A 25,439-nucleotide genomic window follows, 5' to 3' on the forward strand; every position below is an offset into this window, starting at 1 on the left:
TCTTGACGCTATGCGCATGAGCCAAGGTTGTGTACCCCCTTCTTCGTCCTTGCTGTTCTATTCATAGTCCAATTTGTAGTTGGCCAGATATTCGGCAATTCCGTCGATTTCTTCATCCGTCAACCCAAGATCTTTGGGATTCGGCATGGTATTGCCCGGCTTCACGGATTGTGGATCATGGAGCCATTCTTTCATGTTATCCAGTACCGGACTACCTTCTTCCTGTCCCTCGCGAGAATTCAGCAAAATGCCTGCGACAGATTCCTTGCCGCCGATTCCCGTCAGGTTAGGTGCAACCGGTCCACCTTGATCACCAACAGCGTGGCAAGAAAGGCAGTTTGTTTTGAACTTTTCGGCCAATTGGGTGTCTTCAGGAAGGACTGCAGGTGCTTTCATCTGGTTCACCCATCTGTCAAACGATTCCTGACTCACTGCTTTTACCTTAAACTCCATGAAAGCATGCGATCTGCCACATAATTCGGCACATTTACCACGGTAAACGCCTTCATTCGGTGCAGAGAAGCTGAACTTGTTAAGTGTTCCATCCGGGTTTGTGTCCATTTTGCCCGCAAGTGACGGCACCCAGAAGGAGTGAAGCACGTCAGCGGTTTTTAATTCGAATGCGATTTTGGTTCCGGTCGGGATGATGAGATCTTGAGCGGTGGTTACGTCATATTGAGGATAAGTGAATTCCCACCAGTACTGATGTGAGGTGACTTGGACCTTAAGTGCATTTTTGTCATTGGACAGATCTTCGCCTTGGGCAAAAATCGTTTGGACCGTCGGTACTGCCAGAACAATAACCAGCAATAACGGAATGGCTGTCCAGATTACTTCCAGCTTGAAATTACCTTCAACCTGTTCGGGCATCTCAGTCTGCCCGGCTCGTCTACGAAACCGGATCAGAACATAGGCCGCTATGGCAAATACAATGATGAGCACCACGATCATAATCGCGATGGATAACTTCATCAGATCATATTGGCCTTGCGCTACAGGACCCTGAGGTTTCATTACCGACAAGTCTTCCCGCCCGCATGCGGATAGCAGCAAAGAGAACACCGCCAGCAAGGGGAGAATTCGCTTTGCAACCTGCCACTGTTTCATCATTGATCTACCCCACTTTTTTACGTTTTCGTAGATTACCGTTGTCGTTCGGTAGAAAGGCAACAAAAGGTACGTTTCAGCACGATACGCATAATCCTCTTCATCATACAGAACGCTTAGAAAAATAACGCTTCCAGTACTCCCGTGATTTCCTGCTCAGGGCATGTCTGCGCATTCTTCCAATTCATTCTATATGCTTCAATCACTTATTAAATATAAGTTGAGGGTATGATTTTGTCAATCTTTGGACACATGTTCACAAATTGTTCACTTTATGTAAAAAACCGCTCTACAACTTGATTTGCAAACGATTTCAGTTAAAAGTATTACACTCTACATTTGAAAATTTTTGCCAAATTTCGGTGATAAAACTCGATTTATTGGTGATTTTTCTCACATTGAAAACATGTGCTATTATGCAAAAGAAAGATCAGAATTTATGGAAAACCTCTTCCATATCCATTCAGAAGACATGCCTATCGCTCCATACCGCTATCTTCAAGCTCAAAACAGCATGGAGCATTTCGGAGAAAGTTCAACTCAAGCCCTCTTCTTCACTGAGTTCATCTCACGTGCCATCGGTCAGAATCAAGGGGCCATTCCCAGTAATCGCAACCGTATGCTCATACTGGACCCCCCAGCTGCCATCTACCGTCCTTACCGTCCATCCATCTTCATCCCAGACAACGGCCCCAGAACTGCCTTTTGTAAAGATTGGTTCAATCGTAATAACCATGCCCTCGGTGAGCATCGTGCCCGTTCTACGTTTGCCATAAGGCAGAACATTTGGGGGTTCATGAATATATTGACCAATCCCATGACCGATGAGAGGCTTCACAATCCCGTACCGATACAGTCTGGCTGTTCGTTCAATGGCACTTCCAATATCTCCTAGTGTATTCCCTGGAACTGCCTGGGCAATCGCCCGCTCAAGTGCCTTCTCCGTGCGCCTCATCAGCTTGCGAATGGATCTGCTTGTTTCACCAATTCCATATGTCCAGGCCGAGTCAGCAAGCCAGCCGTCTTTGTTCACCACCATATCGATGGTCACTACATCCCCGCTCGCCAACTCCTCTTCCCCAGGAAATCCGTGGCAGACCACTTCATTAACAGAGGCACACGTCGCGTAAGGATATCCTTTATACCCTTTTTGCTCCGGTGTGGCTCCTCGTGCTGCCAGAAACTCTTCCACCCGCTCATTAATCGCTGCTGTCGTGATACCAGGGACCATCCACTGCTCAATATGCTGGTGACAACTTCGCAAAATTCGTCCAGCTTCCCGCATGTAGCCAATCTCTTCTTTGGTTTTCAAAATAGGGTCCACATGCATTCATCCTTCCCGCTGTAGGTGTACTCCCATATATATGCAGCAGGAACGCAAAAAAAACCGCCTGCCGGAGCTTATCGCCCGGGAGACGGTTCTATTCATTATCGGAACAGTATAATCAGAGTTGTGTGTTGTTTCAGGACACGGAAGAATCCATCTTGACAAGCTCATGCTCAACCACAGAAGTCAATTCTTCCTCGTATCCACCCGTAATCCGGTATTTTCTCACGTACTCCTTCACGAATTTTTTTGGATCTTTAGGACGGAAAATCCGAGTCATTTCCCTCAAACTTTCTTTGACCTCATTGTGACCTTTCGTTGCCATTGTAATTCCCTCCCAAAACGTTGAAAGTGAATGCTCCGTTTAGAGAATGCCGAATAAGTCTTAAATGCCATCCATGAAGTTGTGTGCGCGGCTTAAAGCAAGCTTTAGGTCGGGAACCTCGCTAGAAAGCAAGTACCTGACACTATAAATACCCGATATGATTCGGAATGAATCATAATCTTATTGTAGCATATTCGGAAGTATCTTACGACTTGACGATTTCCTCTAATAAATATAACGGTTTTCATGCCCAAAAAGTTTAATTCCGAATCATATGTTAAGATTGCCACCATTCTATACGGAATTAATATATCCAGCATAACACTGAACTATTCGGGGGATATTATCACGGACAACCCATACAGTTAAATTACTGGTATCCAAAGGAGGCGTCGTCTCATGGACCGCAAAGAACAAGATATGCTGCCCCTTTCGCATGAAAAGGTGGAAGTAGACGGAGTTTACATCAATGAAGCCGGACGTGAGGAACATCTGCACCGGGGGCAACATTTCCCGGCTGATCCCGTTCTTGGCAAGTCGGAATGGAAACTGACGGAATATGCATATGATAATCATCACGAAGGAAGAACCGATGAGCGGTTGGTTCCCAAAGAAAACGACACCGATAAAATGGGCAAGATCACAAACCCTCGCAGACAGATCGAGGGCGGATAACGATTTCGTTTAAAGCAAAGTTTAATCGCCACGACAACAGGGGCAGAGTAGGCTGTACAATGGCTTGCTCTGCCCCTGTTTGCTATTTCCTATGTGTTGCATCCCCAACCCGTTCACAGGCAAATAAATTCATCGGTTCAGTTCTGTCCATCTCTCTCATAACCTAGTTAAAAAGGTCAAAGGAGGCTGGACCGGATGTCCCCCATGAAATCGTCTAGCGGTCTGGATGAAAATATTGCCGGTATGCTTTGTTATCTGTTTACCTTTGTAGGTGGGATTGTCTTTCTCGCTGTGGAGAAGCGGAGCCGGTTCGTGTTATTTCATGCGTTGCAATCTGTAACGGTCTTTGGCATCATTATGGTCGGGCATGTATTATCGGCTTTCCTTCCGTTGTTCGGACCACTGGTGGCATCGCTGTTATCCCTGCTTGGTGTAGTGGTCTGGCTTATTATGGTCGTTACCAGCTTACAGGGGAAATGGCTAAAACTGCCGTGGGTTGGCGATTTTGCAGAAAAACAGCTGCGTCATCTGTAACTTCAGGCAGAAGGTAGACGTGTTCCAAAAAGAAAAGACGATCCATTTCCGTTCAACCGGATGTGGATCGTCTTTGATTATAACGAGGAAAAAGAGTCAACCTCTCACCCTTGTGTCATGAACACGTGGCTTAGAATGCTTTTTACGGATCGGAATGAAACTTAGATAAGTACCACATCTCCATACCCATTCCAGCGGCCCATACTGTAACCAGCGCATCCACAGATTACTCGCGATGACTTGTACAATAACCATGCCAATGCACACAAGGGTAGACACCGTATACGATACAGCAGCATCTGCAAATATGAGTTGGTATACCACCAACAAAATGATGGTCTGTGCAATATAATTGGTCAGGGCCATTCGTCCGAATGCATGCAGGGGACTTAACATTTTGGCAAAGGTCATGTTCTGGTTCAATCTCAGTAATGTACTTAGATAAAAGATGGATACCACCGGACCAATTGCCACACCGATATGTTCTAATTGAAAAGCAGCATCCATATTGGCTTGCTCAGCAACAGGCAGGCTCGCACCAATCACTTCGTATAGAAACGGACTCATCGCATCCGGAGGAGCAACCCACCACATGATACCGATCCCCACGATAGAAGCGATGAATGAAATGAACCAGATTCTGACCAGATACGGAAATCCTTTCTGGATCTTCTCCATCAGTTGATATTGACCTGCTGACAATCCCAGTATAATTAAAAAAGGAATCGTTAGCATTTTGACACCTATCGCGGCGGCTGCAATAAATCCCACCACACCGATCACCAAATTCACAGTTCGAGGTGCCCAATATAACGGAATGACAACCAGCCCTATGATGGCATAAAGAAATAAAGCTTCTCCAGACTGATACTGTTGATGAATATATCCCAGCGCTAATAAAATAAGCATCCTGCGGATATAGAGAAACAGCTTGGTTTGACTTTTGGGAGCTGACCGGCTTAGAAAAAGATAAAATCCAAGGCCAAATAAAAAACAGAAGATATCGTAAAAACGTGCCTCCACCAAAAAATATAATGCTCGTTGGATCCAAAAATCTACACGAGTATCCGGCTTCAACATAACCCACAATGCCAATATATTTACGAATGGTAGGCCTATCAAGGAAAACCCTCGAAACAAATCCAGAAACTTCATTCGATCTTGTTTTGATACAGGTTGATAATTCATCGTTCCTCCCAGTGAAATTATTGTTATGTAATCAAAAAGCGATTGGATCACTTATCTCTTGGCTGTATACCCCCGTGCATGATAACAGTCTATCCTTCATTCAACTTGGCTTGCCATCGAATTAGGTGAATAACTTCTTACATCCGGCATAAGGTCTTGTTCCTGTATTGTTCCTGTACAGCGGCACATTGGACGCTATGCTGATGATAAACAAAGCAAAAAAACACCGAAAACACGACTCTGCTGAGTCTGTATCTTCGGTGTTTCACATATAAAGAGGGCTTGTTCATGCGATTGAATATTCATAGCATAAATGATGTATGTCATAAACCATTCATGCTGTATATCTTCATGATTAACCTGATTCATTATCCATCTTGTGAATCGTCTATTTATAACAGTTAACATAACAATCCTGCTGGATGATAAGCCTGGTCTAATTCGGCTAATTAAGCTGACTTGCCCGTCTCTCCAAGGATGGCATCTGCCTGTTGTTCAGCCATTTTGGCGGCTGTTTCCTTGGTACCCAGACCATTAAACAGCAGGTTCATGAAGATCGCCGTGAAGCTGCCTGCAATGATACCATTACCGAGCATAATCTGAGCCCAGGCCGGTGCTCCTGCGAACAACTCAGGTACAACGGTAACCCCAAGCCCCATACCTACAGAACAAGCGATGACAAACAGATTCTCATGTCGGTTCAGATCAACCTGACTGCCGATAATCCGAATGCCTGATGATACCACCATGCCAAACAAGGCCACCATGGCTCCGCCAAGTACTGCCCCTGGAACGAGCTGTGCGAGGGCTGCAATTTTTGGTACAAATCCAATGACCACCAGGATTCCACCAGCCACCACAATGACATCACGTGTCTTCACACGTGTCATCTGTACAAGTCCTACATTTTGCGAATACGTTGTATACGGGAACGAGTTGAAAATACCGCCTAACACAATGGCTAGACCCTCTGCGCGATAACCGCGCGCCAGATCCTTGGAAGAAAGGTCCTTGTCCAGGATTTTGCCCAGAGCCATAAATACACCTGTGGACTCGGCCACACTGACAATCGCCACCAGAATCATCGTCAGGATCGGTACAATCTCAAATGTCGGTCTGCCGAAGTAAAACGGCTGAACAACGTGGAACCAACTTGCATCGCGGATAGGAGCAAAATTAACCTCGCCCATAAACCCTGCCGCAATCGTACCTACAAGCAGACCAATCAATACTGAGATGGAACGGATAAAACCGGTTGTAAAACGAGTCATTAGAATGATAAAGAGCAGCACGCCAAAACCGAGCATGAGATTAACTCCGCTGCCAAAATCTTCTGATCCCTGACCGCCGCCCAGATCGTGGAAAGCAACGGGAATCAAGGTTAAACCGATGATCGTAACCACCGAACCCGTAACCACTGGTGGAAAGAGCCGAATAAGCTTCCCAAAGATTCCGGAGAAGATCAATACGAACAGCCCTGAGGCAATAATCGCTCCGTAAATGGCAGATACTCCACTGTTCATCCCGATTAGGATCATCGGAGACACAGCCTGAAATGCACAGCCGAGCATGACAGGCAGCCCTACGCCGAAATATTTATTTCCCCATACCTGAAGCAGTGTAGCCACACCACATGCGAGCAAGTCAATGGCAATGAGATAGGTTAGTTGTTCCTGTGTAAAACCCAATGCGTTACTGACGATCAATGGAACGACAACAGCTCCTGCATACATCGCAAGCACATGCTGTAGTCCGAGGGAGAACGTTTTGATTGGATGCCGATGCCGTTGAAAGATACGTTCGCGTGCCATATTAGTTCGTGCCCTCCTCGTCCGCAAATGTAACCTGTCCATCCGACAGTGCCCCGATGCGAACCAATGATTCCACACGGTATCCTGCTTCTTTCAGCAAGCGACCTCCCGGCTGGAATGCTTTTTCAATCACAATACCGATACCCACCACTTCAGCTCCAACCTGCTCCACAATGCGAGCCAGACCAAATGCTGCTTCGCCATTCGCCAGAAAATCATCAATGATCAGCACGCGATCACCAGGCTTCATGAACTTCTTGGCAACGGTAATTTCATTGGTCTCCTGCTTCGTGAAGGAGTAGACCTTCTCTACCAGAATGTCTTCCGTCAGTGTGAGGGACTTCTGCTTCCGTGCAAAGATCAGCGGCACGTTCAGCTCCAACGCAGTCATGATACCTGGGGCGATCCCTGACGACTCAATCGTCAGCACGCGAGTAATATTCTCGCCTTCAAAGCGGCGAATGAACTCCTTGCCCACTTCCTTCATCAAAACCGGGTCCATCTGGTGGTTCAGGAATGAATCCACTTTGAGTACTTGCTCGGACAGGACAATACCTTCCTGTCTCACCTTGTCTTTTAACAATTGCATTGTAATTCTTCCCCCTGAATGCCCTCCGCACAGAAGCTCACATGCTCTTCCAATCGCATGGTAAAAAAGCAAAAAGCCCGCCTTTTCACACGCTGCGGAATAACCGGAGACGGGAAAGACGGACTTGTACGTATATGGACAAGCCGTATGGATGCTGCAAGTGTGCTGGATGGACAGAATGACAGGAGTTCAATCCTGCTCTGAGAAACCTCAAACAGTGTAATCGGAAACAGATAAAAGCCACTTGAACCTGCTCTTCAGTCAAACTGTCTGAGAATGATCTCATGCCAACCATACAAAACATTGCAACATCTTTCCCGTAGTCCGATCATTCCGGTGATCAGGTAGAGACATGCAGGCCTATTCCTGCACATATACGAGTAACGGCATATTTAATTTTTTGGCTCCATGATTCGTTACAATGTATGATCGCGAACCTGAATGTAAAAGGTTAAACATAACTGACAATGTTAGAAGTATACCGAATCGACGGCGTGAAATAAAGAAGTATTTTCATGGAAGTTGCGGAAACTTGTCTTAATTTGCAAACAGGGGGTGATTGGAATCTATTTTTTATGTACAATATGAGAACGGAAGCGCGGATCTGAACGGAGAATGGATGGAAACGCGGCCTACATTTTGAATTGAATGATCAAAGGAGATATGCAAACATGAAAGGCGTACTTAACGAATTCAAGGAATTTGCCGTCCGCGGCAACGTCATCGATCTGGCGGTCGGTGTCATTATTGGGGCTGCTTTTGGTAAAATCGTCACATCCCTTGTGAATGATATCATCATGCCCCCGGTTGGAAAACTGATGGGTGGAATCGACTTCAGTCAGAAAATCATCAACCTGGACGGGGATATTAAAACAGCAAACGGACAGGACATCACCACCCTCGCTCAAGCCAACGAAGCTGGGGCTACCGTGATTGCTTATGGTCAGTTCATCAACGTCATGATTGATTTTCTTATCGTTGCGTTCTGTATCTTCATGCTTGTGAAGGGCATCAACTACATCAAAAGCAAAGAACACAAAAAGCCCGAGCCGCAAAAAACGACCAAGGCTTGCAAGTATTGCCTATCAGAAATTCCAGCCGCGGCCACCCGCTGCTCGCACTGTACTTCAGAGCTCGAAGCTGAAGGCACCGGTGCTCTAGCATAATCACGATGAACGTTTAAAGACGCACCGAGTTGAATTACGGATATAAATCCTGATGCGGGGGACAACCTCTTACGTGCTAGGGTTTATGTATGAAAAGCTAGCCATATGGGCTTCATTAACTATGGGTTGAGTAGCTTAAAGGTTTGAAGGTTCCACCGTAAAGGTGGGGCCTTTTTTTGTGCCTAACATACATGTATTACATATGCTCCCCCATGAATTTCATTGGCGGCCATCTCATGAATTAGAAGCGGCGTGGCAACAAATGCTCCAGGATCGACTTCAGATCTTTATCTTCTTTGTAAACTTCTTCCCCAGTATCAAGCTCTGTCACACGAATATATTCAAAGTTTGCCGAAACATCCACTGGCTTGAACAACAATTGGGCCTCATCTTCCAAACGTACATTAAATCCCATATCCTTAAACATGCTGCTTAACTGACTGTTAGCCGGTTCCTGACCTTGCCCTACAAATATAAGTCCTCTAAGACTTTTACGTTCCTGAGGTTGCGGATAAATCACCTGAAAGTGTACAATGCATTCCATACGATGGTTCCCCTTTCGTTTAAAACATACTTTGTGAAATTTCGAACTTTAAAATCTGCTATATAAGGAGATACGTTTCATGACCCCAGAACGTTTCGACATTTATGACGATCAGCAAAATTGGATCGGCACTTCACTACGCAGCGAGGTCCATGCCAAAGGATATTGGCACCGTTCATTCCACTGCTGGATCGTGCGTGACGAAGGCGAGCAACGACGGGTTCTTTTTCAGCGGCGGCGTGATATTAAGGATACCTTCCCCGGATGTTACGACATTACAGCAGCAGGTCATCTTACCGCAGGTGAACAACTGCAAGACGCCAGTCGTGAGCTGGAGGAAGAACTGGGTGTTTATACTCCATTCGAGGCACTAACCTATCTACTCACGGCTACACAGCAGCTCCAAGGAGAGGTGCGTGGTGTCCCATTCATAGATCGGGAATTCAGCGCGGTCTATGGATTATGTCTGAACCAGCCGCTCCAAGCCTACGTTCTGCAGCCCAGCGAGGTGGATAGCCTGTATGAAGTGCCGCTGGATGACCTACTCGCTTTGTTTCGTAATGAGATCGACGTCATTCAAGCTACCGGAGTTCAGACTCAGCCGTTGACATCACCGCCACATTCCATCGGTCATAAGGACCCATTAAGTGATCATGTAGCTTATGAGCAGGAACGTATCGTTCGCGAGATTCGGGCAACGGAATTTGTACCCCATGGTACAGCTTATTATACGGATGTGCTCGAAGCTCTATATCACGTGCCAAAAGAGTGATCATGTAGTATCCTGTTCAACCCGATCTAGTTCAATCGAATGTTCATAGCTTCATTTTCTCAAAAATAGCATAACTTCATACCTTTACTATCGACTTGACTGGGAACAGATGCTGTGACGAACATCACTGTCATATCTCAAACCAGCACAAACAGGCGTCTGCCTTCGGGCAGCGCCTGCTTTATGTACACACGTATTCGTTTCGTCAAGATAGGTACCTATGTGCTGGCATGTTCACTCCATCAGAGGTGAATTAGTCGCCGATCTGTCTAGCTCTGGTCAACCTCTCCTGAAGGAGAAGACCAATAACGCGCAGAGAGTTCTTCGTACCGGTGCCCATAGCGGGACTCCAGTTCCTCCCCCATATCCTGTTCCAATTCGTACAACACCAGCTCTTGAGCAAAATGATTCAGCAGCAGCCCGGTCATTACCGGATGCTCCGTAACTAGTGCCTGTGTGGCGCATGATTCACCGCGCATGCCTAACATGCACCAGCGGCGATCGACCACCAGGGAAAATTTCCGACCATTACCTGTACCATACATAGGCAAACCCGGCCAAGGGACAGGCTGATCAAGCATGCCTTCGCCACCATCACACGACCATAACAGCCGCACACCCCGAGCTTCAGCCTGCTGTAAGTCATTACGTAGCAACTCTGCCTCTTCACGCCAAACGTCTACGACAATCTCATGCTGAGCCTCGGCCAATTCACGGCTCAGATTCTCAAACACATTTTTGTCACCTTCGACGTTATAGAAGACAGGCTTCTCCGGTTCACTCTTGGGCATGCTGCTCTGGACATAATCCAGCGAGGTACGCATTTGATCGGAGATCATACGTGTCATCTCCTCTGGCTTCAGCACACTATACTTCGCTGGTTCCCCCGGACTACACCGCAAGAACCCACGCTGCTCCAGCCGTTGCAGGGTCGCATATACATTGGAACGGGACACGCCCAGCCGCTTCGCAACCTCATATCCTGAGGCTGATCCCTGACGAGCGAGTTCCACCATAATTTTAGATTCCATCTCGGTAAATCCGAGATGACGCAAATGATGCAGCAGTTGGTCCATATTCCCGTCCCCCCATGCTGTCAGCAACCCGCACTGCCTCACACTGATGCGGCAGTGCTTCTACTGCATCAGATCAAATCTGTTCGGCACCACAGCGCGGGCACCACTTCGACCCTTTGGGTAGCTCGGCTGCACAAATCTGACAATTCACCATTTCGCGTGACACTTCGGTCTGTACGTCCACCGTATTCACGATCGGGTTGTTTTCTTTCCAGTAGCGGATGCGTTCGTCCAGTTCCTGCTGACGCTCACGTTCCCGTTGCATCTCTTCATCTCTGCGACGTTCCCACTCGGCATCAAACGCTTCCTTTTCTTCCTGGGTAAATTCCGTACTGTTATATTCCGATTCCGTTTCCAGATCCGCTATGGACGGAATGACCGTATGGTACGGCTCGTCTTCCTCCAGTTCCAACTCAGGTGGCGCATCGTAGAAGTCCGGCTCTGGAGTTGGGTTCTGAGCTACAGCTGCCTCCTGTCTTGCGGCTGTGGTGGCTCCTGCAACTCCTGCTGCTACTTTAGGCGCTGCTGTCTTGAGTTCACCCAACTTGCGTCCGCATTTAGGGCAGAAGTTGGCATCCAGGGAAGCGACGTGTCCACACTCGCACAACCGTTCGTTCTTGAGTTGTGCAATCTTGTTGCGCAGACCATCAATCTCGTCCTGCAATTCGTCGCAGAGCTGCGACAGATCCACCATCTCTTTTTCTGCACGCGTCATATCCTGTGCCCGATAACCCTCATAGAAGATGCGACCCATATCTGTAAAATGGACTTCCTGTTCCTGTTGCAAGCCCACAATCTGGTTGTTCAGTTTCCCAATCTCAACGGCGTGCTGGGCACGCTCTGTTGCTTTGTTCGCTCCGTCTTTGATGCGCTGAAGCAGTTTCATGACCATTCCTCCTCTGTCCCGTCAAAACCAATATTATCATTTCTATTTAGTAGTAAATTAGCATATTACATCTTTCATGCAAAATGCTCAGGCATATAACTTATACGATATCATGCCAAAAAGTTGCGTAATCTCGTGCAGGTGCCCGTTTTATACCGATACTGGATGAAATCGGGGGCTTTCGTCAAGACCATATGTTCGGGTATAATGAAGCTTTGGCCCTACTTAACCGCCTGATTAGGCGACTAACTCTATCATACCAATTTACAATGCGATTGTGAAAAGGGCAAATGGTTTACTTTTAGCCGGGATAGTCCTATCCCTGAATGCATACAGAGGTGGATGAAACATGTTAAGTCCGAACTCAACGTTCTACCCCCGTCCGCTCGGGGTTACCCCGGCGGCGTCCCTGCCCCAGTCCCCATCTGCTCCGCTGGAGACCAGTCGGCAACTCGTGGGTAATGAGCAACAGGATGCCTTTTATTTTCGCTCTCTGGAAGAGGCCGGCATCAAGTTAAACGCACCACAAATCTCGGCAGTTCGTCACGGCAGAGGACCGATTCTGACGCTCGCCGGAGCCGGTTGTGGCAAAACAACTGTACTGGCTGCAAGAGCCGGCTACCTCATAGAGGTCAGTGGCGTACATGCAGGCAGTATCCTGCTGGTGACGTTCACGAACAAAGCCGCCACCGAGATGAAAGACCGGATCGCCGCATTGCCAGGTATACGCCCGGCAGCCGCGAGAGCCGTACAGGCTCGCACCTTCCACTCTTTTGCGCTGACATTATTGCGTCATTACGGTGTGCAGGAAGAGATCTTTGGCGAGTCGCGAGCCCAGCATACGGTGCTGAAGATGCTTCTTCGCCAGAATGGCATGAGTGAAGCTTTCCAGCCTGAAAGTCTGCTGGCTATGCTGTCCGCATGGAAGATGCAAGGATCGGAAACAACCGATCTGCCTGAAAAATCACAGGAAGAACGCGATGCCAAGCGTGTTCTGCTTGGTTACGAAGCCTGGAAGCAGGATCGCGGCAAAATGGATTTTGATGATATTTTACTACGGGCAGCCGCGCTGCTTCGTGATCCTGCTGTTCTGGGGCCGCTTCAGAAGCGTTTCCAGTACATTATGGTGGATGAGTTCCAGGATACCAACCATCTGCAGTATGAAATTGTGCAAAAACTGGCTTCCGCTCACCGCAATCTGATGGTTGTGGGAGACGATGACCAGACGATCTATACCTTTAATGGCGCACGCCAGGAATCAATTTTGGAATTCGATAAAGTATACCCCGGTGCACGCATTGTGACGCTGGATATCAATTATCGCAGTGATGCACGCATCCTTGGACTCGGAAGTGAGCTGGTCGCCCGCAATAAACGCAGACGTGACAAACGGCTGCGTGCCGCCGGAAACCGCGGCGATGCGCCCCGTTTCGCTACACCTTCCAATGCGGAGGAAGAAGCGGCTTGGGTTGTAAATCAGCTGTGCCAGCAGGTTGAAGAAGGACAACACACCTATCGTGATATTGCGATTCTTCACCGGACAGCCAGCAGTAGCCGGGCTGTATTCGAGCAGCTTGTGTTGAAAGATGTGCCTTTTGTACAGCATGGTGCTTCTCCGGTGTTCTATGACCAGTCTCTCATCAGACCCCTGATGGATCATTTGCGTCTGTCTCTTGATCCACGTGCCATGGATGCTCTCCCAAGTGCATTAGGACCGCTCTATGTATCACGAGATACAGGACTGGAATGGATACAGCGTTGTGAACAACAACAGGCGAAGAAATACCCGCTCATCCATCTGGTGAAATGGGACAAGCTGAAACCGTTCCAGCAGGAACAGGTCAAGGAACGCATCAAACTGATCAAATCACTGCACAAACTAAAACCCATCATCGCCATTCAGGAGATGCGCAGGCAGTTCTACGACAAGTATATGGAAAGTGGTGATCCCAGCATCTTTACCCATTATAAGGAAACGATGCTGGAAACTCTGGATGAATTCGAAGCTGCCGTCAAAAAATTCGAAACGGTAGAAGAATTTATTCAATTCGCGGATGAGCTGTCCCGCAGACACCGTGAGATGGAATCTTTGCGCCGTGCGCAGGATAGTGACGCGGTACAACTGATGACCATTCACCGGGCCAAAGGACTGGAGTTCCCTTGTGTGTACTGGATCGGAGCCAGTGAAGGCATTGTGCCTCACAGTACCGCACTGCGTCAGGATATTCCCGAGGATCAGAAAGCTGCGCTTGCTGTGCAGCAGACAGATGCCGAACTGGACATGGCGCTGGAGGAAGAACGCAGGCTCGCCTACGTTGCCATCACACGGGCCAAGCAGTACTTGTATGTCACCTCACCGGCGAGCCATCATGGAAAACCAGCGGATGTGTCCCGTTTCCTGCTTGAAGCCTTCGGCATGGAAGTTCCGGACAAACGTAAACCTCGTGAGGAGAGCCGGACGAGCAGTCAGACTTCATATGGTAAAGGTAATGGACAGTACGCCCGCTCGGGCTCGGGTACCCGTTCCGAAGGTCGGGATGTGGCACAGCGTCGTGCCATCAGCCACAGTGACCGTCGTGACTACGAGGTCCACAACGAACGTGATGAGGATCGCCTCGGTGAACGACGTGGCAGTGGGGAGATTCGCAACCATAAGGCGTTCAGCACCACTGGTGTGAGACCGACAGCTGCGAATTCCTCCAGTTCACAGTCGCACACTTCAGGTTCAGGGAATGCTGAGCGTACGGAGACCGTTGCGGTCTGGAAATGCAGTTCGTCCACCTGTAAAGCGTGGCTAAGACAGAAGCCAGCTGTACCTTCAAAAGCAACCAAGAAGGCATCCTCGGGCTCTCCCGCCTGTCCCCTGTGTTCAGGATCGATGGAGGCCGGCACCCGCCAGGTGCCCGTAACGGGGAGATTCGGGAAATAAAATAATACGAGCATAGTAGCTCGTTTCAGGGCGCTTTTTGCTGTTTATTAACAGTAGAAGCGTCTTTTTTCCATTTCAGAATGGGGGTTGGAATATGCAGGACGGCAAACAACATCTGTATGTATCGGTAACACATAATCTTATTGAGCAAACAAAGAACGAATCTACACCCTTTGAGGTGTTGGTGGATGACGAACAGTTGGGCCGATTGAAAGATCTGATGAAGGTGCTGGAGGATGACGATGCCTATACATTGCAACGGGCGCCAGTACCCTACAAATCGGCAGACCATGATGAGGCAACGGAGCAGTTTTCGGATGGCATGACCTTGCTGTACACCTTTCTGTATGACCACGGCACGCCGGATACCCGGCAGGCAATTGAAACCATGAACGTGCTTCCAAGGCTGCAGGATACGGATTATGATGACCCTGGATACGAGAATTCACCACTGAATAAATGACCTTATGCCAAAAAGCATGCGTAACCGCAGATCACGCGGAAGACGCATGCTTTTTAATATGATGAAGGACAACTGCCATGTAAAATGAACTCAATCCAGACGAATCTCCTGCCCTTTCTCAGCGGATTCGTAGATTCCGCACAACATGCGCGTGGAAGCCACACCATCCGCAATTGGGCTGATCGGCTCTGTACCGTTCAGGCAACAATCCACAAAGTGGTCAATCTGGTTCTGGAATGCACTATGAATATGGAGACCCGTGTTATCCGTCTGGGGTTCAATATTCAGGATCGTATTATTTTTTTCCGTGACGATCAGTGTCTCCGGCTCCAGTTCGAACCCACCACGCTCACCGTATAATTTCACCGATGACTCATCTCCGCGTGCATGCAGGGTAAAGCTCACATCCACCGCCAGCGAAGCCCCGTTCTCAAACCGAATAAGTGCATTCGCCATATCTTCCACGTCATTCACAGCTGCGCTGTAGTCGGCTGCTTTGTAAAAAGAAAGATGTTCGATATGGGCACGATTGCCCAGCTTCCGATACGTATTACCACTGACCGAAACAGGTTTCGGCCTGCCCATGAGATACCAACATTGGTCGATAATATGTACGCCGAGATCAATCAGGGGGCCGCCGCCGGAACGGCTTTTATCAGCAAACCAACCGCCTGGATTGCCGTGACGCCGCAGAATGGAGGCTTTGGCATAATACAGTTCACCAAACTCCCCGGCATCAATGAATCTGCGCATCATCTGCATATTGTTATCATAACGCCGCACAAAACCAACGATAAACGTACGTCCGCTCTTCTTCACCGCTTCTTCAATCCGCAGTGCATCTTCCACATTGGTTGCCACCGGTTTCTCCAGCAACACATGCTTGCCTGCCTCCAGTGCAGCAATGGCAAATTCGGCGTGTGTATTATTCCAGGTACAGATACTGACGGCATCCACATGCGGGTCCTCCAGCATCTCCCGATAATCGGTGTACACGGATTGAGCATCATACTTCTGTGCCGCAGCTTTAGCCCGTTCTTCGTTCAGATCGCAGATCGCATAGATGACGGCATCCTCGTTTTTGGCATAACACCTCATATGAAGATCCGAGATTGATCCCGTACCGATCATTCCGATGTGCAACATTTGTTTCGTGCTCATCATCGTCCTCCCTTCCTTTTCCACAACTTCCACAACATCATTATGGTCTAGTCTGCCCGCAGCATGCCTTCGTAAATACCCGGCATTGAATTTTCAATCTTCACGGCACCCAGCGTCCGGGCATAGAAATCCACAGGTCCCGCTGATCCGATAATGGCATACCCGTAACCGTCCGCCTTCATCGCATGCATACAGGCCAGTAACAGGGCTGTACCTACACCTTTGCCCCGTGCATCCTGGCTCACACCTGTCGGTCCAAAGAAGTTGCGACATGTCGCTTCGTAACAGGCAAATCCAATCATTTTCCCATGCTCAACCGCAATATAACAGGACACCGGCTGACGCGCAAAAGCGACCTCACATTCATCCACCCAAGCCTGACTAAAATGTGCCCTCACCCAATCCAGTACAAGCTGTTTCTCTGGGGCAATGGCTCTTCGAATCACAATGGAGGATTCCTCCAACGCTCTCAGTCCACTCTCTTGCTCCGGCAAACGATAGAGCGCTACCAACATATCACTCATCTAATCCGTTCCTCCTCGTACTTGAATGTGAAATAGGACAAAGGTTTGGCCACTTACCTGAAATTAACCTGATCCTGCTGCGGATAACCTGCAATACAAGCGATATTTCTAATTTAAACTAACCTACCGCTTACATTCATTAGATTTCAACTGCAACACTTAGACGATTTGTCCCGTCTATTAACTTGAAGCGCGGCCCTAAGGAAGATTTTACCGCGTCAGTACACAGATTAGAAGGGATGAATATTGATGAACAACAACATGAAAAAAGTAAGTGCACTGATGGCCCTATCCATGGCATTGGGTGGTGGAGCCGCTTATGCTGCAACACTGGACAACACACAACCAGTCCATCAAACATCCGTTTCAGCAGATAGTAACGCAGCGAGTGTAGTAAACGTATCCGTGAATGGTGCATCCATCTCTGATGGTTATTGGAACAAAGATAGCAAAGTAGCCATGATCCCGCTGCGTGATCTTACCGACGCACTGGGTATTGAACTGGAATGGAATAAAGAAACTAAAACTGCAGAGCTGACTCGCGGTGCTCTCTGGACACAGGTAATCACAGGCAAGGATCAATATTCCGTGAATAAAATGTCGCTCACGCTGGGTACAGCGCCCGAAATCACAGGCGGCAAATTGTATGTACCGATTTCATTTGCTGAGAAAGCACTGCATGGACAAGTGAACACAACAGGAAATCAGGTGACTATCTCCAGTGAAGAGGACATGAAGACGGTTACTGAACGTGGTGTAATTACCAGAATCTCGAACCAAGATAAATATAAGTCCATCCAGATTGGCGGTGCAGGTACGGATGGTATTGTGCTCAATCTGAGCGATGAGACAAAATTCATCTCAGTTGAGGGGAAAGAGATTGCACTGACTGATCTGGCCATTGGCATGAACGTGGAAGCTGAGCATTCCCTGATCACCACTCGCAGTCTGCCACCACAAACGCCGACCTATACAGTCACTGTATTGGATGCAGCTACAGCATCTGAGACACAACCTAAAGAGCTTCTGGGTACAGCGGGTACAATTGAAAATGTAACAACAGCTGAAGGCAGCATCTCACAGATTGAGATTACAGGTACACGGTTAACAGAAACAGCTCCTGACCATGTCATACTGAACATTGCTAAAGACACGCTGATCGTGAACCACGAAGGTGAAACGGTGAAAGCTGAAGAACTGACCAAAGGCGCTAAAGTCATTGGATTCTACAGCCCTGTGTTGACACGCAGCCTGCCTCCAATCGGAACAGCTTGGAAAGTGGTTGTTGAAACACCTGCAGCAGAGCTGGAAGCGAAATAATACGGTTAGAAAAACGTCTGGCTGAAACACATGTTATATGTTGTTGCAGACGACCGCGTGCATCGCTTAGCGCGGGGTCATGAGTGTGGAGCATCATAATGACCAGCCATCCGCATGTAGCTCCTGGCGCGCGGTGTAATGAGTTTGGCGCATCAAGAGCTCAGCCGTGCGGCCAGGCGGCGAAGTCAATTCAAAACAACCTTATCCGCTTGTCTTTTGACAGGCATGGATAAGGTTGTTTTTTTTTGGGGGTTTTAGTTTTTGGTTTTGTTCTGGTTCTGGTTTTTTAGAGTGTGTCTACAAACTGCTTCAAACCGAAGGGTATCTGAAACTTGTCCGGAGCAGACACGTGCGATGTGCACTGCATACGAAATGCATTGCTTACCGAATGTAAGAGCAAGCGGAGTTAATGCTAAGGAATCTGAGGCATCTTATTCATGGATTTGAAGCACCCGCAGAAATCTAAGGAATCTCAGGCACGCTAATTTGAATAAATAGCTGTTTATAGCATTTTAATCAGAGGAATTTGGGAAATAACGTGTCTGAAGTTCTTTACATTTTAGCAAGAGGACCTGATGGCCAAATAAGACGTCCTGTGTTCCTTAGATATCTTCTGGATAACGGTCAGAATCAATCGGCTTGGGTTTCATCTTCAACGATCGCTTCCACTTCAATCTCAACCATCAACAAGGGATCAATGAGTGCGCTAACTTCAACCATGGTGGCTACAGGCTGGATCTGTCCAAAAAATTCACCGTGCGCCTTGCCAACTTCCTCCCATCTGGAGATATCGGTCACAAACATCCGGGTTCTCACCACATGCGACATGTCAGCCCCCAGTTCTTTCAGTGCATTCTCGATCGTCTGCAAAACGAACCTTGTCTGTGCATACGGATCACCTGCCCCAACAACTACACCATCTTGCATCGCGGTTGTACCCGCCACTTCAATTCGGTTCCCTACACGGATGGCACGGCAATATCCCACCAACGGTTCCCATGGGGAGCCGGTAAATACCTGCTGTCTGCTCATTCTCTCGTCCCTCGCTTTGGTTGTATTTGTCTCTTCAGATTAAACATGAATTATATCAGTCCCCCAACATCTCGGACAATGGAATCAAGTTTAATTCTATTTTAACTCCATTAACATTTTTGCACAGAAAAAAATCCCCTGAATGACTGCCCATTGGTTGGATCAAGGACGGTTCATTCGGGGATTTATGAGAATTAGTATCTTGTCTTTTTCTTTAAGGATGAAACATCCAAATTACAACTTGATATTAGCCTCATCGAAGTATTCTTCCAGAGTTAACCCACTCTTCGCCACATCCGGTGCCAAATCTGTACCGATGTACCGGATATGCCAAGGCTCATAGACGTAGCCTGTGGTATCTTCTTCACCTTGCAGATAACGGATGACATATCCATATTCTGCAGCGTGTTCAGCCAACCACTGGCCTTCCTTCGATGTGCCAAATACCTCTTCCAGCACATTGCCCACACTCGGACTCGATACATCGATGGCAAGACCCGTCTGATGTTCACTTCGGCCTGGCACAGAACTCACACGATCTGTGTATTCTTGACCTTTGGTTTTGACATTATTGTTATAGATGGATACCTGACGCTGATATGAACGATAACCGGATACCGCACGAAGCTCAATGCCATCCGCTTTTGCACCTGCAAACAACTTCTCCAGTGCCTCCGCAGCTTCCTTGCGCATATGCCGCTTCTCGTGTGGTTCGTCGAAGGAGAACGGTACATTCGGCTCTACCAGATCGTCCGGCTCGTACCCGTCAGGCAGACTCCGTTGTTTGTTCACAATGACGGTCATAGACTCGGCATTGGTCACCACGGATTGTGCATCAATCGTCGTTTGCAGTGCGCTGATACTGCGTTTCTCCAGCAATGGATCTTCCCCTGTCGCGCCATTACCATTGTCCGAAGAGCCCTGCCCTTCGCCCGCTGAAGCATTCCCAGACTCGCTATCCGTGCCTTCACCGCTGTTGCCAGAAGATGATGTGTCATCCCCGCCAGCATTGTCGCCATCCGTTCCTTTATCCTCCGTAAAATGAACCGTTGTGCCGTCCGTCTCCTGTTGTGTGTTACCTGTTCCATTCGGATTCTGGCTTTCCTCTGTGCCTGAACCGTTCTGGCACGCGGCAAGCAATGCTCCGCATATCATCAATGAGGACAGTATAACCACCATGCGGCGCTGTCTTCCTGTAGTTGATTTCATGTAAAAACTCCTATCGCAATAATATAAATGTTATATAGTTCTCTGCGTGCAATGTTCCCTGCGACAGTATACCTTAATTGGGAGCGAAGCTCCACCGGTAAAGACCTCCTTTAGAAGAGATCCGAATGAACATATACGGGCTGTACAGCCTGTATGATCGTTTTTTGGACTTTTAGAGCAACATCCCCGTGCTGTACACAAATAGTTCTCTGCGTGCAATGTTCCCTGCGACAGTATACCTTAATTGGGAGCGAAGCTCCACCGGTAAAGACCTCCTTTAGAAGAGATCCGAATGAACATATACGGGCTGTACAGCCTGTATGATCGTTTTTTGGACTTTTAGAGCAACATCCCCGTGCTGTACACAATAGAATTGAAATGGGAATATACCTTCATATATCCAATATGCAAAAAATTGATTATACCGAGATGCACTTTATTAATGAGCATTAGCATTGTTGGATAAAGACAAAATTCATCTTGTACCGGGAAATGAATTAAATCAAATAATGCAACATGCCGCAATAAAAACAAGCAGGGGTGATCTGAGATCTCCCCCGCTCTGATGGGTGCATCATTTGGTTGCCGGGCTGTCCGTCTTCTTCTGGACAGCCTGCCACATCCGCGCGGCTACACGCTCGCGGATCAAATCCAGCCCTGCGGTGGCCGGCACGCCCGGCAGCAACGCCGTCAGCTCCGGCAAGGCCGGCGGCTTGCCCGGCTGCGCGAGGCGCACCTCAACGGCGCCAAAGCCCGGCCCCGGCTGGTGCATGGCGCCGTCCGCGGCGGCCTCGGCGATCCACTCGCCGACGGCAGCGCCGCCTTCGCCGCCCCGCACTTGCGGGCGGCCAGCCGTTTCCGCTGCGCGGCCGGGGCCGCTGGGATCATGGGCGAGTTCCTCCGCCCATGCCCCCAGCACGCCGGCGAGCAGCGCTTCGCGCGGCAGGCCGGCGTGCGCCAGCTGCAGCAGCGGCTCGGCCGCGAGGCGCGCGGCTACGGCGCGCTCAGCGGCCGTGGCATGCGCGCAGCCCGGGCGGCCGCAGGTGCATGCCACGGCCGCGCTGACCGTTGTTGCGCCTGGCGAGCCATCGGGCGCTTGCGTAGCCGGCAGCAGCCCGGCAAGCTCCTCGGGCGCCGGGCCGCCGCGCAGCAGGGCGTACAGCGTCAGCGGGCGCTTGCGCAGCTGAGCCAGTACAGCCTCGCGCTGGGCCTCGCTCAGTCGCGCCGGCGTTCCCGTGACCGTGAACATGCCTGCGGCTGATCCGGTCTTGCCCTCAGCAACGGAAGCGGAAACGGAAACTTCCTGATCCGCATCCGCTGCTGTATTGACTTCTGCTGTCCATCCACCGGGGGACATATGCAGCTCGATCTTCCATTTTTCGCTCACAACAATCCCCCTTTCTCAACATCTATATTCCCCTGAATGTTCAAGGTCACAGCCACGTCTCACCCTGAAGAGAAATCAGGCCACGCAGCTCATCATCCGACATCTCGGTCAGCCAGTTCTCACCCGAACCAACGACCTGCTCGGAGAGTGCCTTCTTACTTTCGATCAGCTCATCAATCCGTTCCTCCAGTGTTCCCTGACAGATCAGCTTATGCACCTGCACATTGCGATTCTGCCCGATTCGGAATACACGGTCCGTCGCCTGGTTCTCAACCGCGGGATTCCACCACCGATCATAGTGAACAACATGACTCGCCCGTGTCAGATTCAGACCCACACCTCCGGCACGAAGAGATAGAACAAACATGGACGGCCCCTCTCCTTTTTGGAAAGTCTCCACCATATCATCTCTTTGCGCCTTCGACACACCACCATGCAGGAAATAAGGTTCTTCCTCATATCGCTGTTTCAACCTCGATACCAGCAGATCTCCCATAGCAACATACTGCGTGAAAATCAAGGCAGATTCCCCGTTATCACGGATGGCGTCCAGCAGTTCAAGCAAACGCTCCATCTTACCGGATGCCTCAGCCTTGCCATGGTCTTTCCGATTGCTGTCCGCCAGCACCGGATGATCACAGATCTGCTTGAGCTTGGTCAGGGAGGACAGCACAATCCCCTTACGGGCAATGCCATTTCTGCCGTCCAGCCCCCCCATCAGATCATCCACCACACGCTGGTACAACACCGTCTGCTCCGGCGTCAGGGAACAATAGGATTTCAGTTCAAGCTTCTCTGGCAGATCCTTGCGAATATCCGGATCACTTTTCAGCCTGCGCAGCATGAATGGAGATACCAGTCGATGAAGCTCACGCAAGGATGCTGCATTTTCTTCGGATGGCCCCAGTCCCGTATATCGCTGGCGGAACGATGAAGCTGTGCCCAGATACCCCGGATTGAGAAACTGGAAAATCGACCAAAGTTCGCTCAGCCGGTTCTCTACAGGCGTTCCCGTCATCGCAATACGATGAAGTGTAGACAGGCGCATTACGCTTTGCGCTTGTTTGGTACGGTAATTCTTAATATATTGTGCCTCATCCAGCACAATGGTGGACCAGTGCAACGAAGCCAGATCCGGGCCATCTCTGCCTGCCAGATGATAGGTCGTCAGTACAATGTCATGCGTCTGCGCTTCTGCCTGGAATTCGTTCCCGTGCAGCCGTTGTCCGCCATGATGAATATATAGCGACAGATCCGGGGCAAACCGCTTCAGCTCTCGCTGCCAGTTTCCAAGCAGCGAGGTAGGACACACAATAAGTGCAGGCAGATGAACAGGCTGCTCATGCGTGTGCTGATCCGCTGGGAAAGAATGATCTGATCCATTCAACAGCTCATTCTCATGGGCTTCCTCTTCAGCTGCCTGGCGTTCCTCGTGTTTGCGGTCTAGCAGACAGGTAATTACTTGAATCGTCTTCCCAAGTCCCATATCGTCCGCGAGACATACGCCAAAGCCCAGCTCACGCATCGCGGATAACCATTGGTAGCCCCGTTCCTGATAAGGTCTTAGTTCACCATGCAATTCTGCCGGAACCTGACGAGGCTCAATACTGCGAAGCACCTGTCCATCGAGCAGGAAAGCAAGCATCCCATCAGATTCGGCACCAAAGACGGAGAGGCCCTTCCATGCGGAATCCTCCCCTTCATCCGCTGCCAGATGCAGCCATTCGGAGAGAGGCATATATTGTTCTTCTTCTTTTTTCATATAACGCAGGACTTGGCGAATCTCTTTTGTATCCACTTCAATCCATTCACCACGGAACATGACATACGGAACTGTGGATTCAGCCAATGCTGCCAGTTCCTCCGCCGTGACCGGTTTACCATCTAGCATAGGCTCCGCTTTGAAAGCAACCAATTGTTCCATGCCCAGTGCCGATGTGGCTCCAGGCAACCGCTCTGTTCCCCGATTCAACATCTGCAGACGCAGTCCCGCACGACGTTTCCCGGCTCGACTCCACCTTGAAGGCATGAGAACGGTTATCCCGGCCTTCTGCAAACGTGGAACCGCATGCGTGAGAAACTCAAAGAAACCCTGCTGCTCCAGCTTAATTTCCTCCGGACGAGCGGTAAGCAGCGCCGTCTCCAGTTCAGGTGCCATTTCTGCTGCTTGCCCGAGTGCCATCAATAATTGCTCTGCCGCCGAGGTATATAACACTTTCCCCCGGTCCAGATCTCTCTCTGGATGTGCCCAGATAGTCCGTGCAGGCAACCTCAGGCTTGGTTCCTGCTCACTGTCCACCCAAAAGCTTATTCCCCAGATCGTTTCATGTTCGCCCAGCGGTGGCTCCAAGCGGAGCACCAGCTTCAATTGGCCTTCAGCAGGCGCCATCTCTTCTGCTCCCACAATTGGCATTGACGTTCCACCAACTTCTTGCAACGTATGAATAAACGCTGTCATATCGTCCGTCGGCCCTTGCACCGTCACAGGACGGAACATCGAGATCAGACTGTTCCACCAGAGTTCGGCTACTGGCGAAGATCCGCGTCGATATGGGGTGCGGTAACGGGACAGTTCACTGTCCATGCCCTCCAGTTCACTTGTCACCACAGCATGAATCATGCCACTCATGAATGAAAATAATACCGCAGCCCCTGCTTCTTCACGCGTTTCCGGTTCCAATGAAGCATAAGCTCCAGGAGCAGCCAATCCAATCGGAGGCATCGCTTCAGCAAGATCGCGGAAGCGTTCAATGTCCTCCTCCTCCTGCAAACGTGGCCGCCATACACCTGTTAATGTCTCTTGCCCGGTCCGTCGCCGTGCTCCGGTCTTTGCTGCGAATTCAGCCGATGGAGCAATTGCTCCCCGCAACAGCAGCTCCTGTGTGAACTGCGCCGCCTTGATCCAGTAACGCATCTCTTCTCCAACCTGAATTCCGGCTGCATTTAACAAACGGTCATCCCATTGCAACAGCAGCCTGAAGGCATCCTTAGGCGAGACTGCCAATCCTTCCAATGTGCGTCCAAGCAGTTGACGCCGCTTCGTGTTCTTCGCTTCAGCCGTGTTCCTCAGCGGATTCGGCCAGCGCAGCTCCGCAAGACGCAGAGCGGCAGGCTGAAACAGACGACCCCCGTCGCCAAAATTCAACCTTCTTACCACGTGGCTCCATGCATCCACACGTGGTTCCGATGTTTCACCGGAAAAACAAAAAAATACGTCACCAAGCCATACTCCATACAGCGATTGCATCATTAAAGTCTCCCGTCATCCCTTCGCATTGTTACTCTCCATCATATACGAAAATGACCGGATTTAAAAACCTTTGCCCATAAAAAGTGGTTATTTCGATGGTTAGGGCGTGTCTGAAAACGCCCTAGCGGCACAAAAAAATGTCCCTTCTCCCGAAAAGCGGATGA

22 protein-coding genes and 1 riboswitch are annotated in these 25,439 nt (G+C 49.4%); of the genes, 7 read left to right on the plus strand and 15 right to left on the minus strand.

Going from position 1 to position 25,439, the window contains the following annotated elements; genetic code table 11:
• Nucleotides 1–57: 57 nt before the first annotated feature.
• From coxB to EL84_RS00385, 3 genes are all read right to left on the minus strand, one after another.
• Nucleotides 58–1,110, minus strand: a complete 1,053-nt coding sequence (gene coxB / locus EL84_RS00375; RefSeq protein ID WP_047840266.1) for a cytochrome c oxidase subunit II — start codon at nucleotides 1,108–1,110, stop codon at nucleotides 58–60.
• A 565-nt stretch (nucleotides 1,111–1,675) separates the two neighbouring features.
• Entirely contained in the window at nucleotides 1,676–2,437 is a 762-nt protein-coding gene (map, locus tag EL84_RS00380) for a type I methionyl aminopeptidase (RefSeq protein ID WP_047840267.1), read from the minus strand.
• A 133-nt stretch (nucleotides 2,438–2,570) separates the two neighbouring features.
• Nucleotides 2,571–2,759, minus strand: a complete 189-nt coding sequence (locus tag EL84_RS00385) for a hypothetical protein (RefSeq protein ID WP_017690840.1) — start codon at nucleotides 2,757–2,759, stop codon at nucleotides 2,571–2,573.
• A gap of 399 nt (nucleotides 2,760–3,158) precedes the next feature.
• Between EL84_RS00385 and EL84_RS00390 the strand changes: the two genes are divergently transcribed.
• Together EL84_RS00390 and EL84_RS00395 are read left to right on the plus strand one after the other, a co-directional pair.
• On the plus strand, nucleotides 3,159–3,434 hold the full coding sequence (locus tag EL84_RS00390) for a hypothetical protein (protein ID WP_036613189.1): 276 nt from the start codon (nucleotides 3,159–3,161) through the stop codon (nucleotides 3,432–3,434).
• A gap of 195 nt (nucleotides 3,435–3,629) precedes the next feature.
• A complete protein-coding gene (locus EL84_RS00395; RefSeq protein ID WP_047840268.1) occupies nucleotides 3,630–3,968 on the plus strand; it encodes a DUF4870 domain-containing protein in 339 nt (112 codons plus the stop codon).
• Between the two features lie 96 nt (nucleotides 3,969–4,064).
• Here EL84_RS00395 and EL84_RS00400 read toward each other — a convergent pair whose 3' ends face one another.
• The 3 genes from EL84_RS00400 to EL84_RS00410 form a co-directional block, all read right to left on the minus strand.
• Nucleotides 4,065–4,877 (minus strand): DUF418 domain-containing protein, encoded by an 813-nt coding sequence (locus EL84_RS00400; RefSeq protein WP_161799392.1) that lies wholly within the window; start codon nucleotides 4,875–4,877, stop codon nucleotides 4,065–4,067.
• Nucleotides 4,878–5,605: 728 nt separating this feature from the next.
• Nucleotides 5,606–6,967 carry a nucleobase:cation symporter-2 family protein gene (locus EL84_RS00405; RefSeq protein ID WP_036613194.1) on the minus strand — a complete coding sequence of 454 codons (1,362 nt, stop codon included), beginning with the start codon at nucleotides 6,965–6,967 and terminating at the stop codon, nucleotides 5,606–5,608.
• A 1-nt stretch (nucleotide 6,968) separates the two neighbouring features.
• Nucleotides 6,969–7,556 carry a xanthine phosphoribosyltransferase gene (locus EL84_RS00410; protein WP_036613196.1) on the minus strand — a complete coding sequence of 196 codons (588 nt, stop codon included), beginning with the start codon at nucleotides 7,554–7,556 and terminating at the stop codon, nucleotides 6,969–6,971.
• Nucleotides 7,557–7,856: 300 nt separating this feature from the next.
• Nucleotides 7,857–7,956: riboswitch (purine riboswitch) on the minus strand.
• Between the two features lie 271 nt (nucleotides 7,957–8,227).
• Here EL84_RS00410 and mscL point away from each other — a divergent pair.
• Nucleotides 8,228–8,722: a large conductance mechanosensitive channel protein MscL gene (gene mscL, locus EL84_RS00415; protein WP_047840270.1), complete on the plus strand. Its 495-nt coding sequence runs from the start codon at nucleotides 8,228–8,230 to the stop codon at nucleotides 8,720–8,722.
• A 241-nt stretch (nucleotides 8,723–8,963) separates the two neighbouring features.
• On the opposite strand, the gene EL84_RS00420 is transcribed toward mscL, so the two are convergent.
• The gene (locus tag EL84_RS00420; protein WP_047840271.1) at nucleotides 8,964–9,266 is read right to left on the minus strand and encodes a hypothetical protein; all 303 of its coding nucleotides are present in this window, start codon (nucleotides 9,264–9,266) and stop codon (nucleotides 8,964–8,966) included.
• Between the two features lie 79 nt (nucleotides 9,267–9,345).
• Between EL84_RS00420 and EL84_RS00425 the strand changes: the two genes are divergently transcribed.
• Nucleotides 9,346–10,038 carry an NUDIX hydrolase gene (locus EL84_RS00425; protein ID WP_047840272.1) on the plus strand — a complete coding sequence of 231 codons (693 nt, stop codon included), beginning with the start codon at nucleotides 9,346–9,348 and terminating at the stop codon, nucleotides 10,036–10,038.
• A 269-nt stretch (nucleotides 10,039–10,307) separates the two neighbouring features.
• On the opposite strand, the gene EL84_RS00430 is transcribed toward EL84_RS00425, so the two are convergent.
• Together EL84_RS00430 and EL84_RS00435 are read right to left on the minus strand one after the other, a co-directional pair.
• Nucleotides 10,308–11,114 (minus strand): TrmB family transcriptional regulator, encoded by an 807-nt coding sequence (locus tag EL84_RS00430; RefSeq protein ID WP_036613206.1) that lies wholly within the window; start codon nucleotides 11,112–11,114, stop codon nucleotides 10,308–10,310.
• A gap of 73 nt (nucleotides 11,115–11,187) precedes the next feature.
• Nucleotides 11,188–12,000, minus strand: a complete 813-nt coding sequence (locus EL84_RS00435; protein ID WP_047840273.1) for a zinc ribbon domain-containing protein — start codon at nucleotides 11,998–12,000, stop codon at nucleotides 11,188–11,190.
• Between the two features lie 349 nt (nucleotides 12,001–12,349).
• Here EL84_RS00435 and EL84_RS00440 point away from each other — a divergent pair, with 349 nt between their 5' ends.
• Both EL84_RS00440 and EL84_RS00445 read left to right on the plus strand, forming a co-directional pair.
• Nucleotides 12,350–14,929, plus strand: a complete 2,580-nt coding sequence (locus tag EL84_RS00440; RefSeq protein ID WP_047840274.1) for a UvrD-helicase domain-containing protein — start codon at nucleotides 12,350–12,352, stop codon at nucleotides 14,927–14,929.
• A gap of 94 nt (nucleotides 14,930–15,023) precedes the next feature.
• Nucleotides 15,024–15,392, plus strand: a complete 369-nt coding sequence (locus tag EL84_RS00445; protein ID WP_036668594.1) for a hypothetical protein — start codon at nucleotides 15,024–15,026, stop codon at nucleotides 15,390–15,392.
• Between the two features lie 90 nt (nucleotides 15,393–15,482).
• Here the strand turns inward: EL84_RS00445 and EL84_RS00450 are convergent, their stop codons facing one another.
• Nucleotides 15,483–16,553 (minus strand): Gfo/Idh/MocA family protein, encoded by a 1,071-nt coding sequence (locus EL84_RS00450; RefSeq protein ID WP_047840275.1) that lies wholly within the window; start codon nucleotides 16,551–16,553, stop codon nucleotides 15,483–15,485.
• A gap of 47 nt (nucleotides 16,554–16,600) precedes the next feature.
• On the minus strand, nucleotides 16,601–17,077 hold the full coding sequence (locus EL84_RS00455) for a GNAT family N-acetyltransferase (protein ID WP_047840276.1): 477 nt from the start codon (nucleotides 17,075–17,077) through the stop codon (nucleotides 16,601–16,603).
• 249 nt (nucleotides 17,078–17,326) lie between these two features.
• Between EL84_RS00455 and EL84_RS00460 the strand changes: the two genes are divergently transcribed.
• Complete coding sequence (locus EL84_RS00460; RefSeq protein WP_047840277.1) at nucleotides 17,327–18,397, plus strand: copper amine oxidase N-terminal domain-containing protein; 1,071 nt, start codon at nucleotides 17,327–17,329, stop codon at nucleotides 18,395–18,397.
• Between the two features lie 630 nt (nucleotides 18,398–19,027).
• Here the strand turns inward: EL84_RS00460 and EL84_RS00465 are convergent.
• The 4 genes from EL84_RS00465 to EL84_RS00480 all read right to left on the minus strand — a co-directional run bounded on the left by EL84_RS00465 (nucleotide 19,028) and on the right by EL84_RS00480 (nucleotide 25,275).
• Nucleotides 19,028–19,429: a RidA family protein gene (locus EL84_RS00465; protein WP_047840278.1), complete on the minus strand. Its 402-nt coding sequence runs from the start codon at nucleotides 19,427–19,429 to the stop codon at nucleotides 19,028–19,030.
• 234 nt (nucleotides 19,430–19,663) lie between these two features.
• Nucleotides 19,664–20,638 carry a D-alanyl-D-alanine carboxypeptidase family protein gene (locus EL84_RS00470; protein ID WP_047840279.1) on the minus strand — a complete coding sequence of 325 codons (975 nt, stop codon included), beginning with the start codon at nucleotides 20,636–20,638 and terminating at the stop codon, nucleotides 19,664–19,666.
• 574 nt (nucleotides 20,639–21,212) lie between these two features.
• The gene (locus EL84_RS00475) at nucleotides 21,213–22,025 is read right to left on the minus strand and encodes a hypothetical protein (protein WP_053061330.1); all 813 of its coding nucleotides are present in this window, start codon (nucleotides 22,023–22,025) and stop codon (nucleotides 21,213–21,215) included.
• Nucleotides 22,026–22,071: 46 nt separating this feature from the next.
• The gene (locus EL84_RS00480) at nucleotides 22,072–25,275 is read right to left on the minus strand and encodes a DEAD/DEAH box helicase (protein WP_047840280.1); all 3,204 of its coding nucleotides are present in this window, start codon (nucleotides 25,273–25,275) and stop codon (nucleotides 22,072–22,074) included.
• Nucleotides 25,276–25,439: the final 164 nt, after the last annotated feature.

The sequence above is a fragment of the Paenibacillus sp. VT-400 genome, from assembly GCF_001029205.1.
Classification (GTDB): Bacteria; Bacillota; Bacilli; order Paenibacillales; family Paenibacillaceae; genus Paenibacillus; species Paenibacillus amylolyticus.